Annotated in this window: 11 protein-coding genes; 1 reads left to right on the top strand and 10 read right to left on the bottom strand. The window is 72.1% G+C overall.

Annotation, left to right across the window (positions count from 1 at the left end; genetic code table 11):
• Positions 1-2: 2 nt before the first annotated feature.
• From ACWC21_RS26535 to ACWC21_RS26495, 9 genes are all read right to left on the bottom strand, one after another.
• Positions 3-1,529, bottom strand: coding sequence for an NCS1 family nucleobase:cation symporter-1 (locus ACWC21_RS26535; protein ID WP_450885335.1), 1,527 nt, complete (start codon positions 1,527-1,529; stop codon positions 3-5).
• Between the two features lie 116 nt (positions 1,530-1,645).
• Positions 1,646-2,665: a TIGR03842 family LLM class F420-dependent oxidoreductase gene (locus tag ACWC21_RS26530; RefSeq protein ID WP_450885334.1), complete on the bottom strand. Its 1,020-nt coding sequence runs from the start codon at positions 2,663-2,665 to the stop codon at positions 1,646-1,648.
• A gap of 11 nt (positions 2,666-2,676) precedes the next feature.
• Positions 2,677-4,119: a dihydropyrimidinase gene (gene hydA / locus ACWC21_RS26525; protein WP_450885333.1), complete on the bottom strand. Its 1,443-nt coding sequence runs from the start codon at positions 4,117-4,119 to the stop codon at positions 2,677-2,679.
• A 31-nt stretch (positions 4,120-4,150) separates the two neighbouring features.
• Positions 4,151-4,993, bottom strand: coding sequence for a nitrilase-related carbon-nitrogen hydrolase (locus ACWC21_RS26520; protein WP_450885332.1), 843 nt, complete (start codon positions 4,991-4,993; stop codon positions 4,151-4,153).
• A gap of 173 nt (positions 4,994-5,166) precedes the next feature.
• Positions 5,167-6,744: a PucR family transcriptional regulator gene (locus tag ACWC21_RS26515; RefSeq protein ID WP_450885331.1), complete on the bottom strand. Its 1,578-nt coding sequence runs from the start codon at positions 6,742-6,744 to the stop codon at positions 5,167-5,169.
• 49 nt (positions 6,745-6,793) lie between these two features.
• Entirely contained in the window at positions 6,794-8,080 is a 1,287-nt protein-coding gene (locus tag ACWC21_RS26510) for an aspartate aminotransferase family protein (RefSeq protein WP_450885330.1), read from the bottom strand.
• Entirely contained in the window at positions 8,077-8,919 is an 843-nt protein-coding gene (locus tag ACWC21_RS26505; protein WP_450885329.1) for a nitrilase-related carbon-nitrogen hydrolase, read from the bottom strand. The genes ACWC21_RS26510 and ACWC21_RS26505 overlap by 4 nt, the downstream gene beginning before the upstream one ends.
• 193 nt (positions 8,920-9,112) lie before the next feature.
• On the bottom strand, positions 9,113-11,113 hold the full coding sequence (locus ACWC21_RS26500) for a hypothetical protein (protein ID WP_450885328.1): 2,001 nt from the start codon (positions 11,111-11,113) through the stop codon (positions 9,113-9,115).
• Between the two features lie 145 nt (positions 11,114-11,258).
• Positions 11,259-11,510 carry a helix-turn-helix domain-containing protein gene (locus ACWC21_RS26495; RefSeq protein WP_450885327.1) on the bottom strand — a complete coding sequence of 84 codons (252 nt, stop codon included), beginning with the start codon at positions 11,508-11,510 and terminating at the stop codon, positions 11,259-11,261.
• A 250-nt stretch (positions 11,511-11,760) separates the two neighbouring features.
• Between ACWC21_RS26495 and ACWC21_RS26490 the strand changes: the two genes are divergently transcribed.
• Positions 11,761-14,316: an ATP-dependent Clp protease ATP-binding subunit gene (locus ACWC21_RS26490; protein WP_450885326.1), complete on the top strand. Its 2,556-nt coding sequence runs from the start codon at positions 11,761-11,763 to the stop codon at positions 14,314-14,316.
• A gap of 16 nt (positions 14,317-14,332) precedes the next feature.
• Here ACWC21_RS26490 and ggt read toward each other — a convergent pair whose 3' ends face one another.
• Complete coding sequence (gene ggt / locus ACWC21_RS26485) at positions 14,333-16,132, bottom strand: gamma-glutamyltransferase (RefSeq protein WP_450885325.1); 1,800 nt, start codon at positions 16,130-16,132, stop codon at positions 14,333-14,335.
• Positions 16,133-16,183: the final 51 nt, after the last annotated feature.

Genomic DNA, 16,183 nt, shown 5'->3' with positions numbered 1-16,183 from the left:
CGTCAGACCACGGTTGCCTTCCGCCCCGTCAGCTGCATCAGCGCCAGGTACAGCACCAGCGACGTGCCGAGTCCCACGGCCCAGCCGTAGTCGGCGAGGGAGGCCAGCGCGGGGACGGGCCGGCCGTCGATCAGCGGTTTGAAACTGGCGCCGCCGACGGCCAGCACGCCGCCGGCCAGGAAGGCGACGACCGCCCGCCAGTTCCAGCCGCCCTCGTACCAGTACCGGCCGCCCGTGCGGTAGAGGTCGGTGAGGTCGAGGCGGGTGCGGCGCAGGATCCAGTAGTCGGCGATGAGGATGCCGGCGACCGTGCCGAGCAGGCCGCCGACCAGGCCGAGCCAGGTGAAGATGTAGCCCTGCGGGTCGGAGTACAGCTTCCAGGGGAAGATCAGCACGCCGAGGACACAGGTGGCGAGGGCGCCGGTACGGAAACTGATCCGGCGGGGCGCGATGTTGGAGAAGTCGAACGCCGGTGAGACCAGGTTGGCCGCGATGTTGACGGACAGGGTCGCCACCAGCACGGTCACCAGCGCGTACAGCAGACCCACCACGCTGTCGGTCCGCGCGGCCAGTTGGACCGGGTCCCAGATCGGCTTGCCGTACACCGCCTGCGAGCCGGAGGTCACCAGCACGGAGAGGAAGGCGAAGAGGGTCATCGTGGTCGGCAGGCCGAGCGCCTGGCCCCGGGTCTGCGCCTTCTGGCTCCTGCCGTACCGGGTGAAGTCCGGGATGTTCAGCGACAGCGTGGACCAGAAGCCGATCATGCCCATGAGGGAGGGCCAGAACAGCTTCCAGAAGTCGCCGCCCCAGCCCAGCTTGGAGGGCTGGTCGAACAGCGGGCCGAGGCCGCCGGCCTTGCTGCTCATCCACCACAGCATCACGAAGGCGCCGACCAGGACGAAGGGCGCCGCCCAGTTCTCGAAGCGGCGGATGGTCTCCATGCCCCGGTAGATGATCGCGACCTGGATCGCCCAGAAGAGCGCGAACGACAGCCACATGGTCCAGGCGTAGCCGCCGATGTGCGAGGCGTTCGACCAGCTGTCGCCGATCAGCTTCCCGGCGAGGAAGTAGATGGCCTCGCCGCCGATCCAGGTCTGGATGCCGAACCAGCCGCAGGCCACCAACGCCCGTACCACGGCCGGGAGGTTGGCGCCGCGCACGCCGAAGGAGGCGCGGGCGAAGACGGGGAAGGGGATGCCGTACTTCGGTCCCGCGTGCCCGGTGAGCAGCATCGGCACGAGCACGATCAGGTTGGCCAGGGCGATGGTGAACACCGCCTGCTTCCAGTCCATCCCCACGGCGATGAGCCCGGAGGCGAGGGTCCAGGAGGCCGTGTTGTGGGCCATGCCGACCCACAGCGCGGAGAAGTTGTAGGTGGTCCAGGTGCGTCCGGCCACCGGAACCGGGAGCAGGTCCTCGTTGGCGTAGGGGCCGCTGGGCTGCGGCGCCCCGGCGGCGATCTCCACCCGGCCGTCGGCGAGGGTGACTTGGGAGGTCGGCGGTATGGCGGTGGGAGCGGTGTCGGTCATGGGCAGGCCAATCGAACGAGGTGGGACGGGAGAGGCCGTGCGGGCACTCGCCCCTCCCCGGGGAGGTGGGGAGGGGTGACCAGGAGTGGGGGGTGGGAAGGAGGGGCGGGAGCGGTTCAGGAGTTGACGGCGGGGATCACCTGCGTCCCGTAGACGTCGATGACCTTTTCCTGCGCGTCGTGCATGTCGTACACCGCGAACTGGTCGACGCCGAGCTCGCGCAGCGCGTTCAGTTTCTCGATGTGCTTGCCGACCGGGCCGATCAGGCAGAACCGGTCGACGATCTCGTCCGGCACGAACTGGGTGTCGGGGTTCCCGCTGCGCCCGTGGTGGGCGTAGTCGTAGCTCTGGCGGGCCTTGATGTAGTCGGTGAGTTCGTCGGGTACGGCCGCGGAGTGCTCGCCGTACTTGGCGACCAGGTCGGCGACGTGGTTGCCGACCATCCCGCCGAACCAGCGGCACTGCTCGCGGGCGTGGGCGAGCGCCTCGGGCGAGTCGTCCTCGGTGACGTACGCGGGGGCGGCGACGCAGATCCTCACCTCGGACGGGTCGCGTCCGGCGGCGCGGGCCGCGTCCTTCACGGCCTTGACCATGTACTCGGTCAGATACAGGTCGGCCAGCTGGAGGATGAACCCGTCGGCCTCCTCGCCGGTCATCCTCAGCGCCTTGGGCCCGTACGCCGCCATCCACACGGGCAGTTCGGCGCCCGGCTTGATCCACGGGAACCTGACCACCGTGCCGCCGAGGTCGGCCTCCTCGCCCCGGCCGAGCGCCCGGATGACCTTCATGGCCTCGCTGATCCGGGCGAGGGTGTTGGGCTTGCGGCCCGCGACGCGCATGGCGGAGTCGCCGCGGCCGATGCCGCAGACGGTGCGGTTGCCGAACATGTCGTTGAGGGTGGCGAAGGTGGAGGCGGTGACCTCCCAGGTGCGGGTGCCCGGGTTGGTGACCATCGGGCCGACCTTCAGGCGCTCCGTGTTCGCGAGGATCTGGCTGTAGATGACGAAGGGTTCCTGCCAGAGCACGGCGGAGTCGAAGGTCCAGCCGTGGGTGAAGCCGTTGCGCTCGGCGCGCTGCATCAGGCTGACGACGCGGGAGGCCGGCGGGTCGGTCTGCAGGACGAGTCCGAAGTCCATGGGCGCCACTCCTAGTTGAGGTACTGACAGGTGGAGCGCGGGGTGTAGACGCCGTGCCCGGCGCGTCCGGTGTACTCCCGCTCGGTGATGACGGGCTCGCCGCGCGAGAGCACGGTCTCGACCCGGCCGGTGGTGCGCCTGCCCTCGTACGCCGAGTAGTCGACGTTCATGTGGTGGGTCTCGGCTGACATGACCTGCTCGGCGTGCGGGTCGTAGATCACGACGTCGGCGTCGGCGCCCGGGGCGATGGTGCCCTTCTTCGGGTACATGCCGAACATGCGGGCCGGGGTGGCGCAGGCGATCTCGATCCAGCGGCGGCGGCTGATGTGTCCGTCGACGACGGCCTGGTGGAGGAGGTCCATGCGGTTCTCCACGCCCGGCAGACCGTTGGGGATCTTGGAGAAGTCGCCGCGGCCGAGCTCCTTCTGGCCCGCGAAGCAGAAGGGGCAGTGGTCCGTCGACACCACCTGCAGGTCGTTGGTGCGCAGGCCCTGCCAGAGCCTGGCCTGGTGTTCCCTGGGCCGCAGCGGTGTCGAGCAGACGTACTTGGCGCCCTCGAAGCCGGGCTCGGCGAGGTTGTCGGTGGACAGGAACAGGTACTGCGGGCAGGTCTCGCCGAAGACGGGGAGCCCTTCGTCGCGCGCCCGGGCCAGCTCGGCGACCGCCTCCATGGCCGATACGTGCACGACGTACAGCGGGGCGCCCGCCACCTGGGCGAGCCTGATGGCGCGGTGGGTGGCCTCGGCCTCCAGCAGGGCCTTGCGAACCTCGCCGTGGTACCTCGGGTCCGTCTCGCCGCGTGCCAGTGCCTGCTCCACCAGCACGTCGATGGCGATGCCGTTCTCCGCGTGCATCATGATCAGGCCGCCGTTCTCGGCGGAGCGCTGCATGGCGCGCAGGATCTGGCCGTCGTCGCTGTAGAAGACGCCCGGGTAGGCCATGAACTGCTTGAAGGAGGTCACGCCCTCCTCCACCAGCAGGTCCATCTCCTTCAGCGTCTCCTGGTTGACGTCGGAGACGATCATGTGGAAGCCGTAGTCGACGGCGCAGTTGCCCTCGGCCTTGGCGTGCCAGGCGTCCAGGCCCTCGCGCAGGGACCGTCCGACGCTCTGCACCGCGAAGTCGACGATCGTGGTGGTGCCGCCCCAGGCGGCGGCCCGGGTTCCGGTCTCGAAGGTGTCGGAGGCGAAGGTGCCGCCGAAGGGCAGCTCCATGTGGGTGTGGGCGTCGACGCCGCCCGGGATGACGTACTTCCCGGTGGCGTCGATGACCGTCCCCCACCCTTCGGGCGGGGGTGCCCCCATCTCGCTTCGCTCGGCGGTGAAGGCCTCGGCTGCCGGGGTGCCGGAGGCGGCGAGGGCGGCGATCCGGCCGTCCTCGATCAGGACGTCGGCGTGGATCTCGTCGGACGCGGTGATGACGAGACCACCGCGGATGACGGTACGGCTGCTCATGGTCCCTCTCCTGCCAGGGTGGACGGTGCGGTCAGGGTGCGGTCAGCGGGGGGTAGGCGTCGGGGCGGCGGTCCCGGTAGAACTGCCAGCGGTCGCGGACCTCGCGCAGCTTGGCCATGTCCAGGTCGCGGACGACCAGTTCGGGCTCCTTGTCGGACGCCACCTCGCCCACGAACTGGGCCTCCGGGTCGACGAAGTACGTCGTCCCGTAGAAGTCGTTGTCGCCCAGTTCCTCCACGCCGACCCGGTTGATCGCGCCGACGAAGTACTCGTTGGCGACGGCCGCGGCCGGCTGCTCCAGCTGCCACAGGTAGGCGGACAGGCCGCGCGAGGTGGCCGACGGGTTGAAGACGATCTCGGCACCGGCCAGGCCGAGGGCCCGCCAGCCCTCCGGGAAGTGCCGGTCGTAGCAGATGTAGACCCCGATCCGACCGACCTTGGTGTCGAAGACCGGCCAGCCGAGGTTGCCCGGACGGAAGTAGAACTTCTCCCAGAAACCGGGCACCTGGGGAATGTGGTGCTTGCGGTACTTGCCGAGGTACGAGCCGTCCGCGTCGATCACGGCCGCCGTGTTGTACAGGACGCCGGGCTGCTCCTCCTCGTACATCGGCAGGATGAGGACGATGCCCAGTTCCTTGGCGAGTGCCTGGAAGCGCTTGACGATCGGACCGTCCGGGATCGCTTCCGCGTACTCGTAGAACGCCTTGTCCTGGACCTGGCAGAAGTAGGGGCCGTAGAACAGTTCCTGGAAGCACAGCACCTGGGCGCCCTGCGCGGCCGCGTCGCGGGCCGCCTGTTCGTGCACCCGGATCATCGACTCCTTGTCGCCGGTCCACGCGGTCTGGAAGAGGGCGGCACGGATCACTCTGCTCATCGGGACCTCCGGTCGCTCGGTGTGCGAGAAGAGCTCGGTGTGCCAGAAGAGTAGGAAGTCCGAAAACCGGCTTTGAGTTGCACGGTGTCACGTCTGCGGGCCTGCGGCGTGCCACGGTGTCACCCTTTCGCGAGCCCATGTTTCACCGCCGTTTTCGCAGGTCATCGTATGTTTCAGCGCTGTTGCGCGTCGTGCGCGAGGAGCGCGATGTGCACGGACGCGGCCTGCTCGAAGTCGTCGAGGTCGACACCCAGCCGGCCCTGTATCGCTTCCAGCCGGCGGTAGAGCGCGGGCCGGGAGACGTGGTGGAGCTGGGCGGTGCGGGACTTGTTGCGCCCGGTGGCCAGATAGGTGCGCAGCACGGACAGCAGGTCGTCGTCGGACGGGCACAGCAGCCCGTCCAGCTCCCGCTCCGCGAACGACTGCACGTGCGGGTCGTCCCTCAACAGCCTTACGAGGCCGCGCAGATGGACGTCCCTGAGGCGGACCACCGCCGGGAGGCCCAGGGCGGCCGAGGAGTCGGCCACGGCGTCGGCGACGTGCTGCGCCTCGCGCAGCCCCGCGGGCACGTCGTCCCAGGCGGTCCGCGGATCGGCGGCGGCGACCACCGTGCGGGCCTGACCGGACTCGGTGCGCAGCCGGGCCGCGAAGTGCCCGGCCAGCGCCTCGGCGTCCTGGTCCCTGGGGAGGCTGAGCAGCACCGCGGTGGCGCCGTCGGCGAGCTCGGCGACGATCCCCGGCAGACCCAGCAGCCGCAGCATGCGGTCGAGCCCCGCGGGCTCCGCGTCCCGTACGACGAGCGGCACGAAGGTGCGGCGGTTGACCGGGAGCCCGGCGGCGCGTGCCCGGGGCAGCAGCTGGCGGGCCGGTACGACGCCGGAGACCAGGTCGGTGAGCAGGCTCTGCGCGGACTGCTCCTCCCAGGTGTGGGCCGAGCCCCCGCCGAGCATGCGGTGCAGGACCAGCGCCTCGGCGGCGCGGTCGGCGAGCAGCCGTCCGGTGGCGGTGTCGCCCCGGTGGCCGCACAGCACGATCCACCCCCACCGCTCGCCGCGTCCGCCGAGATCGGCGCGGATCCAGCCGTCGCCCGGGGCACCGCCGGCCTGCCGGGCGATGCGTTCCCAGTCGCGCAGTACGTCGTCCACGGCGGACCGCTCCCCCGCCGTGGCCAGGACGCGGTGGGCGAGGTTGGTGACGACGACGGGGCAGCCGCTGTGCTGGGCCACCTCGTCGAGGAGCCGTTGCAGCGGGGCTCCCGCGGTGATGAGCCCGGTGAGGGCCGTGCGTACCGCCTCCGAGAGGCTCACGGCGGCGAACTTCCGGCGTACCAGCCGGGACTGCACCTCCTCGGTCAGTTCGGCGAAGGGGAACGGGCGGTGCAGCACGACCAGGGGCAGCCCGCACCGCTCGGCGGCCCGGCGCATCACGTCCGGCGGGGCGGGAAAGGCCCGGCCGAGCCCGAGGACGACGGCCGCGGCCTCCGCGCGGTGCAGCGACTGGATGTACTCGGCCTGCTTACTCTCGTCGCCGGCGAGCAGCACACCGGTGGTCAGCACCATCTCGCCGCCGGTGAGCATGACGCCGACGTCGGGGGCCTCGGCGACGTGCACCCAGCGTACGGGCCGGTCGAGCCGGTCGGCGCCGGCCACCACCTCGGGTTCCCCGGCGAGCACCCGCTCCAGGCCGAGGACCTGCCGTACCGACAGGGCGGGTTCCAGGCTCTGCAGGGTCTCGAAGGTGGTGGTGGCCATGGCCGTCCTTCCCCTTGCTCGAGTGCCGCCGGGCGCGGCCCGGGCGGTGCTACCAGGTGCTGCGCAGAGCGCGTTCGAGGATCGCGGCGCCCTCCTCGGCCTCCGCGACGGTCAGGGACAGCGGGGGTGCGATGCGCAGGGCGCTGGTGTTGTGGCCGCCGCCCTTGCCGATCAGCAGTCCGTCGGCGCGGGCCGCCTCCAGCACCGCCGCGGCCGCCTGTGGGTCGGCCCGGTCGGTCCCGGGTTTCACCAGCTCGACGCCGATCATCAGTCCGCGTCCGCGTACCTCCCGTACGCCGGGCAGCTGGGCGGCGACGGCCCGCAGCCGCTCGATCAGCAGGCCGCCGACGCGCCGGGCGTTGCCCTGCAGGTCGTGTTCCAGCAGGTAGGTCAGGTTGGCCAGGCCCGCCGCCATGGTGATCTGGGTGCCGCCGAACGTGGCGATGCTGTTGGCGTCCAGGCAGTTCATGATCTCGCCGCGGGCGACGACCCCGCCGATGGACATGCCGTTGCCGATGCCCTTGGCGAAGGTGAGGATGTCCGGCGGTCCGCTGCGGCCGTGCGCCTGCCAGCCCCAGAAGTGGTCGCCGGTGCGGCCCCAGCCGGTCTGCACCTCGTCGGCGATCCACAGGACGCCCTGCTCGCGCAGGACCTCGCGGAAGGCGGCGTAGAGGCCGTCGGGCGGGGAGGTGAAGCCGCCGACGCCCTGGACGGGTTCGGCGATCAGCGCGGCGGGCGGGCGGGTGTGGCCGAGGAGGTCCTTCAGGTCCTCGACGCAGGCGGCGGTGAACTCCTCGTCGCTCAGCGCGGCGTACGGGCCGCGGGTGCGTACACCGCCGTGGACGTACAGGGTCTGCAGCGGGGACAGGGAGGTCGGGGACCAGCCGCGGTTGCCGGTGATGCCGACCGCGCTGAAGGAGCGGCCGTGGTAGCTGTTGCGCATCGCCAGGATCGTGTTGCTGCGCCGGTAGGTGGTGGCGAGCAGCAGGGCCGTGTCGTTGGCCTCGGTGCCGGAGGTGGTGAAGAAGACCCGGGCGTCCGGGATGCCGGACAGCTGGGCGATGCGCTCGGCGAGTTCGACCATCGGCCGGTTGAGGTAGAGGGTCGAGGAGTGGATGATCCGCCCGGCCTGCTCGCTCACCGCCTTGGTCACCTCGGGCAGCGCGTGCGCGGTCATGGTGGTGAGGATGCCGCCGAAGAAGTCGAGGTAGCGCTTGCCGGAGGCGTCCCAGACGTACCGGCCCTCGCCGTGGGTGAGCTCGATCGGGTCCTCGTAGTAGAGGGCGAGCCAGTCGGGCAGGACGGCCCGGTGGCGGCCCAGCAGGTCCTTGGTCACGGCTGCACCAGCCCTTCGTAGGCGTCGGGGCGGCGGTCGCGGTAGAACGCCCACGTCTGCCGCACCTCTTCGATGAGGTCGAAGTCGAGATCGCGGACGACGAGTTCCTCCTTGCTGTCGCTCGCGGGCTCCCCCACGAACTGTCCGCGCGGGTCGACGAAGTAGCTGGTGCCGTAGAAGTCGTTGTCGCCGTACTCCTCGACGCCGACCCGGTTGATCGCGGCGACGAAGTACTCGTTGGCGACGGCCGCCGCCGGCTGCTCCAGCCGCCACAGGTGGGAGGACAGCCCGCGGTGGGTGGCGGAGGGGTTGTACACGAGCTGGGCGCCGTTCAGACCGAGCTGCCGCCAGCCCTCCGGGAAGTGCCGGTCGTAGCAGATGTACACGCCGACCTTGCCGACGGCGGTGTCGAAGACGGGCCAGCCGAGGTTGCCCGGCTTGAAGTAGTACTTCTCCCAGAAGCCCTTGACCTGCGGGATGTGGTGCTTGCGGTACTTGCCGAGGTAGCTGCCGTCGGCGTCGATCACCGCCGCGGTGTTGTAGTAGAAACCCGACTGCTCGATCTCGAAGACCGGGACGACGATCACCATGCCGGTCTCGCGGGCCAGTTCCCGCATCCGGCTGACCGTCGGCCCGTCGGGCACCGGCTCGGCCCAGCGGTAGTGCTCCGGCTCCTGGACCTGGCAGAAGTAGGGCGCGTTGAACACTTCCTGGAACCCGATGACCTTGGCGCCCCGCCGGGCGGCCTCGCGGGCGTGCTCCTCGTGTTTGGCCACCATGGACGCGGTGTCACCGGTCCAGGTGGCCTGGACCAGTGCGGCGCGGACGACGTTCGCCATGAGCTGCTCCTTCGACGGGACGTTCATCCCTCTACGCCCGTAGACGCGGGGCCGTAGAGGGACGAACGTAAGCCTCCCGGACGGCCTTGCCAAGACCATCGTCGTCAACCCGCTGGGTCGATCGTGTTTCGCACTCCAGTGGACGATCGACGGGCGGCGGGTGCCATGGCGGTCAGGGCCGGCGCCAGGGCGGTCAGGCGGTGAATCCGGCGACCCGGACGGCGTGCAGGACGTCCCAGTGCCGCTCCTGCGAGACGTCCCGCGCGGCCTGGAGCAGCAGCGGAACCAGGCGCCCCGGGTCCAGCACGACGCAGCGGGCGGCCTCCTCGGGGGTGCGGACCCGGACGCAGGCGTCCAGCAGGACGTGTACCTCGCGCTCCCGGCCCTCGGCGTCCAGCGCCAGCACCGCCTCGCCGATCTCCGCGGCGGGCCGGGCGACACCCTGCCGCAGGACGTGCTGCCCGTCGGCGGAGCGGCCCGCCGCCTCCAGCGCGTCGGCCGCGGCGACCAGCCGGTCGGCGGGCAGCGACGCGGCCTCCCACAGCAGGGTCGCCCAGTCCGCGCCGAGCCCGGCGCGCTCGAGTTCCGCCGCGAGCAGCGGGAAGCAGGCGGCCGGCCAGTGCGCGATCTCGGCCAGCAGGGCGTGCGCCTCACCGCTGCGCCCCTCGGCCCGGAGCCGTACGAGGCTCTCCACGGCCCCGCCGACGGCCTGCCACGCCTCCGGGTCGGGGGTCTCCCCGGCCCGCGGCTGCGGCGGCCGCACCTCCTCCGTTGCCGCTCCGGCGAATCGGGCACCGCGCGGAGTACGCCGGGGCCCGGGCGCCGGGTCGGCGGCGGGCGGCGGCACCGGCGTCCGCGGTACGACGGCCGGCGCGGCCACCCCCTCGGCCGCCCCGGCGAACCGGGCACCGCCTCGACGCCGCTTGCGCTGTCGGGCGCGGACGGGAGCCTGATCGGGGACGGGAGCATCTTCGGGGGCGCGGGCCGGTTCAGAGGCGCGGGCGGGCTCGGGCGGAGCGGGGTGTTCCTGGTCGGGCACCGGCGGCCGGACGGGGCGGCGGAAGGCGTGGAACGCGGTGTCGGCGGCGACGGCCTGCTGGGCGTCGTCGTCGGCGGCGGCATGGGAGGCCCGGCCCGGGGCGGGATGGGCACGCGGGGCGCCGTCCGGGGCGTCTGCCGCCGGGCCGTGGGACGGACGGGGGTCACCCGCATCCGTGAGCCCCGGACGCGGGGAGGGACCGGCGACGGACGTGCCGTCCGCGGACGCGGTCGGCCAGGCGTCGCCCGTGGTGCCCGGCGCCGGGGCCGGGGTGAGCCCGGCGTGGGACGGGTCGGCCCGGAAGCGGGGCGTCCGGGGGCGGATGCGGTACTCGCGGAGGAAGTCCTCCGTGGTGGTGTGCTGCGCGAGGCCGGCCGGTGGGCGGGGGCCCGGAGTGCGGTGGCCGGCGGTGGCGGCCGTGTGGTGTGCCGGACGCGGGCCCGCCGGGTCACCCGTCGGGGCGACCGTCGAAGGAACGTCGCCGGAGCCGTTCGCCGGTAGGCCGCCGGCTGCCGCCCACGCCGGCGGCACTCGACGGCCCGCCGGCTCGGCCGGGGCTGTCCCACCGCTTCCGTGCGGGTGCCCGTCACCGGCCCGGAGCACGTCCCCGCCGGTGTCGCGCAGGGCGGGTGAGGTGGTGTGCACCGTCCGGTGGTCCAGGGCCGCCGTCCGGGCGCGCAGTTCCGCGCACCGGGCGGTGGCGCGCTCGTGGTCGTCGCGGGCCCAGGCGAGGTCGAGGCGGAGCTTGTCGGTCTCCTGCGGGGTGGTGGCCGAGGCCAGCAGCCTGCCCAGTTCGGCCTGCCGTTCGGCGGCGTACCGCTGTTCGCGCAGCATCACGTCGAGCCGGTCGCCCAGTTCCTCCCGGGCTCCCGGCCGGGCGTCGTGGGCGGTGAGGGCGGCCGCGTGCAGAACCCGGGCCCGTTCCCGCTCCGCCCCCGCCGTCGCGGTCCCGTAGGCCACCGCGAGATCGTGCAGAAGCGCCTCCATGACGTCCCACGGCGGTACTTCACGCCCCGCGAGACAGGCCCGCATACCGTCGGGATCGCGCTGCCAGAACACCCCGCACCAGCCGCCGCCCTGATCCAGGCGTGCCAGCAGACCGTCCAGGTAGTTCGCGAACTCCCGCACCCGCCCGGGGAGTCGATCCACCGCCATCGCCCAACTCCCGCCAGACCGGAGCACTCCGGTCGGTAGGCAACACCAGGTGTGTTACGGGCATGCTACGCGCAGTTTTCCACGGGGGTGCGAACACGCACTTAACGGGATCTTGACCCGTCGGCGGGATTCCGGACGCCGGGCGTCACACCGCGACCGGCGCGCACCGGTCCACCACCTCGTCCATCGACAGCCCGAGCGCCCGGGCCAGCGCGGCCACCGTGAAGAACGCCGGGGTCGGAGCGCGGCCCGTCTCGATCTTGCGGAGGGTCTCCGCCGAGATGCCCGCCTCCGCCGCGACGTCCGTCATGCTCCGCGCGCCGCGCGCCTCACGGAGCAACCGGCCGAGCCGCTCGCCGCGTTCACGCTCTTCGGGGGTGAGGGGGTTGCGCACCATGCCGCCATTCTAATACCGGTACGAGAACGGGCGCGGTGGAACCGGAGGGGCACGAGGCCGCCGGCGCCGAAGGAGGGTGCCGGCGCCGGAGGAGAGCGGGCGGCGCCGGAGGAGAGCGGGCGGCACGGGGGCCCCTCGAACCGGGCGGAACACAACATGCCGCCGGAAACAGAACATGCCATCGTGGCATGAGCGCACCCCTATCCGGTTACCCGGCGGGAGCCAGACGTCAGCGAAGGAACGGAAAGCGATGACCAGCGGTTTCATCGGCCCGGAGGGTGACCCCTTCGGCGAATTCCTCGCCCGCTTCTTCGGCGGAGCCGGCCCCCATCCCAGCGCGCGCCAGATCGACATCGGCCGTCTGCTCAGTCAGCCCGCCCGGGAACTGGTGCGCGGCGCCGCCCAGTACGCCGCCGAGCACGGCAGCCGGGACCTGGACACCCAGCACCTGCTGCGCGCCGCGCTCGCCGCCGAGCCCACCCGCAGCCTGCTCAGCCGGGCCGGGGCGGACCCGGACTCGCTGGCGACGGAGATCGACGAACGGTCGGGCCCGGCCAAGCATCCGCCGGGCGAGACACCTGCCCCGACGACGATGTCCCTGACCCCCGCCGCCAAGCGCGCCCTGCTGGACGCGCACGACCTGGCCCGGTCCCGCGGTGCCGGGTACATCGGTCCCGAGCACGTGCTCAGCGCGCTGGCCGCGAACCCCGACTCGGCCGCCGGGCACATTCTGCACGCGGCCCGGTTCGGGTCCTCCGCGCTGCCTCAGGAGGCGCCCGAGGCCGACCGGGCGCGGGCCGCCGAGCGGCAGCGGCCCACCTCGACACCGACGCTGGACAAGTACGGCCGTGATCTTACCGACCTGGCCCGGCAGGGGGGCATCGACCCTGTGATCGGGCGGGAGGGCGAGATCGAGCAGACCGTCGAGGTGCTCTCCCGCCGCGGCAAGAACAACCCGGTGCTGATCGGTGACGCCGGTGTCGGCAAGACGGCCATCGTGGAGGGGCTCGCCCAGCGGATCGCCGACGGGGACGTCCCCGACGTGCTGAGCGGGCGCCGCCTGGTCGCCCTGGACCTGACCGGGGTGGTCGCGGGCACCCGCTACCGCGGCGACTTCGAGGAGCGGCTGAACAACATCGTCGGCGAGATCCGCGCCCACTCCGACCAGCTGATCGTCTTCATCGACGAACTGCACACCGTCGTCGGCGCCGGTGGCGGCGGCGAGGGCGGGCAGATGGACGCGGCCAACATCCTCAAGCCCGCGCTGGCCCGCGGCGAGCTGCACATCGTCGGCGCGACCACGCTGGAGGAGTTCCGGCGGATCGAGAAGGACGCGGCGCTCGCCCGCCGGTTCCAGCCGATCCTGGTGCCCGAGCCGACCGTCGCCGACGCGATCGAGATCCTGCGCGGACTGCGCGACCGGTACGAGGCCCACCACCAGGTCCGCTACACCGACGAGGCGCTGGTCGCCGCCGTGGAGCTGTCCGACCGCTACGTCACCGACCGGCGCCTGCCGGACAAGGCGATCGACCTGATCGACCAGGCGGGCGCGCGGGTCCGGCTGGGCGCCCGGACGAAGGGCACGGCCGTGCGCGCCATGGAGCGCGAACTGGAGCAGCTGACCCGGGACAAGGACCAGGCGGTCGCCGACGAGCAGTACGAGCAGGCCACCCAGCTGCGGGACCGGATCGCCGAGCTCAAGGGGCGGATCACCGAGAGCTCCGGCGAGGACCGGGCCGACGAGGGCCAGGACCTCCAGGTGACCGCCGAGGCCGTCGCCGAGGTGGTGTCCCGGCTGACCGGCGTCCCGGTCAGCCGCCTCACCCAGGAGGAGAAGGAACGGCTGCTCGGCCTGGAGGAGCATCTGCACCAGCGGGTGATCGGCCAGGACGAGGCGGTCGGCGTGGTCGCCGAGGCGGTGCTGCGCTCGCGCGCCGGGCTGGCGAGCCCCGACCGGCCGATCGGCAGCTTCATGTTCCTGGGCCCGACCGGCGTCGGCAAGACCGAGCTGGCCCGGGCGCTGGCGGAGGCGCTGTTCGGCAGCGAGGACCGGATGGTCCGCCTGGACATGAGCGAGTACCAGGAGCGGCACACCGTGTCCCGGCTGGTCGGCGCCCCGCCCGGGTACGTCGGGCACGAGGAGGCCGGCCAGTTCACCGAGATGGTGCGCAGGCACCCGTACTCGCTGCTGCTGCTGGACGAGGTGGAGAAGGCGCACCCGGACGTCTTCAACATCCTGCTGCAGGTGCTGGACGACGGCCGGCTGACCGACTCGCAGGGCCGCACGGTGGACTTCACCAACACGGTCATCGTGATGACCAGCAACCTCGGTTCGGAGGCGATCACCCGGCGCGGTGCCGGGATCGGGTTCGGGCCGTCGGGTGCGGAGGCGGACGAGGAGGCTCGGCGGGAGCAGATCCTCAGGCCGCTGCGCGAGCACTTCCGGCCGGAGTTCCTCAACCGCATCGACGAGATCGTCGTCTTCCGCCAGCTGACCGCCGAGCAGTTGCGGCAGATCACCGACCTGCTGCTGGGGCGGACCCGCCGGCTGCTGACCGCTCAGGGCGTGGCGGTGGAGTTCACCGAGGCGGCCGTGGGCTGGCTCGCCGAGCGCGGCTACCAGCCCGAGTACGGCGCCCGGCCGCTGCGCCGCACCATCCAGCGGGAGGTGGACAACCAGCTCTCGCGGCTGCTGCTCGACGGCCGGGTCGAGGAGGGCAGCCGGGTGACGGTGGACGTCGAGGGCGGGCGGCTGGTGTTCCGTGTCGCGGACCTTGCCGAACAGCCGCCCGTTCCCGAGCTGTAGTCCCCGGTGGACCCGGTCACCGTGCCGGGTCCACCACCATGGCCGAGCCGCCGCCGCGCCGTACCTTCTCGGCGGCGGCCAGCCACTTCCCGTTGCCCAGGCGCTGCACGCCGGTCGCCGCACCGATCTCCGGGTTGAGTTTGAAACTGTGGCCGATGGCCTCCAGCTTCGCCCTCAGGGCACTGTCGTAGAGCCCCGGTTCGAGCTCCGTCTGAGCCGCGTTGCGCTGGCTGGCGCGCGGTGCGGCGATGGCGTCCACCAGGGGCAGATGCCGGTCGAGGAACCCGGTCAGGGTCTGCAGCACGGTGGTGATGATGGTCGCGCCGCCGGGCGAACCCACCGCCACCACGGGCACGTCGTGCCGGTCGAGCACGATGGTCGGCGAGATCGACGACCGCGGCCGCTTGCCGGGGCCGGGCAGGTTCGGGTCGTGCACGGCCGGGTTGGCCGGGGTGAAGGAGAAGTCGGTCAGCTCGTTGTTCAGCAGGAATCCGCGGCCGGGCACGGTGATGGCGCTGCCGCCGGTCTGCTCGATGGTGAGCGTGTAGGAGACGACGTTGCCCCACTTGTCGGCGACGGTCAGATGGGTGGTGTTCTCGCCCTCGTAGGTCGTCGGGGCCGCCGTGCCACCGGTGCCGCAGGCCGCTGGGTGCCGCGGGTCGCCGGGCGCGACGGGACTGGTGAGGACGGCGTCGTCCTTGATCAGGCAGGCGCGCGAGTCGGCGAAGCGCTGCGAGAGCAGTCCCTTGGTGGGTACGTCCTCGAAGGCGGGGTCGCCCACCCAGCGTCCCCGGTCGGCGAAGGCGATGCGGCTCGCCTCGATGAAGTGGTGCAGGTACTGCACCTCGCTCGCCTTGGAGAGGTCGGTGTGCTCCAGGATGTTGAGGGCCTCGCCGACCGTGGTGCCGCCCGAGGAGGAGGGGGCGATGGAGTACACCTTCAGGCCGCGGTACGAGGTCCTGGTCGGCGCCTGGAGCTTGGCGCGGTAGAGGGCGAGGTCCTTGGTGGACAGCTTGCCGGGGCGGGCGTTCCAGCCGGAGTTCTTGTCGACCGGCGGGTTGTCGACGGTGGACACGATGTCCTTGCCGAGGTCGCCGCGGTAGATCGCGCCGACGCCCTTCTTCGCCAGTTCCTCGTAGGTACGGGCGAGTTCCGGGTTCTTGAAGGTGGAGCCGACGACGGGCAGCTGCCCGTGCGGCAGGAACAGCCTGGCCGTGTCCGGGAAGTAGCGGAAGCGGGTCTCGTTGGACGCCGTCTGCGAGCGGAAGGTGTCGTCCACCGTGAAGCCGTCGCGGGCGATCCGCTCGGCGGGCTCGAGGACCGTGCCGAGCTTTCTGCTGCCCCAGTTGTCCAGCGCCGTCTGCCAGGTGGCGGGTGTGCCGGGCGTGCCCACGCTGAGGCCGCTGCTGACGGCGTCGGCGAAGGCCAGCGGTTTGCCGTTCTCCAGGAAGAGGTCGGAGCCGGCGGTCTGCGGGGCGGTCTCGCGGCCGTCGATCGTGTGCACCGTACGGGACTTGGCGTTGTAGTAGACGAAGTAGCCGCCTCCGCCGATGCCGGAGGAGTAGGGCTCGGTGACACCGAGCGCGGCGGCCGTGGCGACGGCGGCGTCGACGGCGTTGCCGCCCTTTCTGAGGACCTCGATGCCGGCCGCGGAGGCGTCCGCGTCGACGCTGGCGACCGCACCGCCGTAGCCGACGGCGACCGGGACCTTCTCCGGGGCCTTGCTCGCGGTGGACGGCGGGGCCGCCGCGCCCACCGACACCACGGCGGCCGAGACCGCCAGGACCGACAGTTTCCGCGCGACACGGCGACGCATCCGCACCTCCAGCCAGAGACGGTCCGCGCAGCCTAATGCATCGTCATGACG

The organism is Streptomyces sp. NPDC001348 (assembly GCF_053597535.1).
Note: the sequence above shows the minus strand (reverse complement) of the source record. Positions and strands in the feature narration are given on the sequence as shown.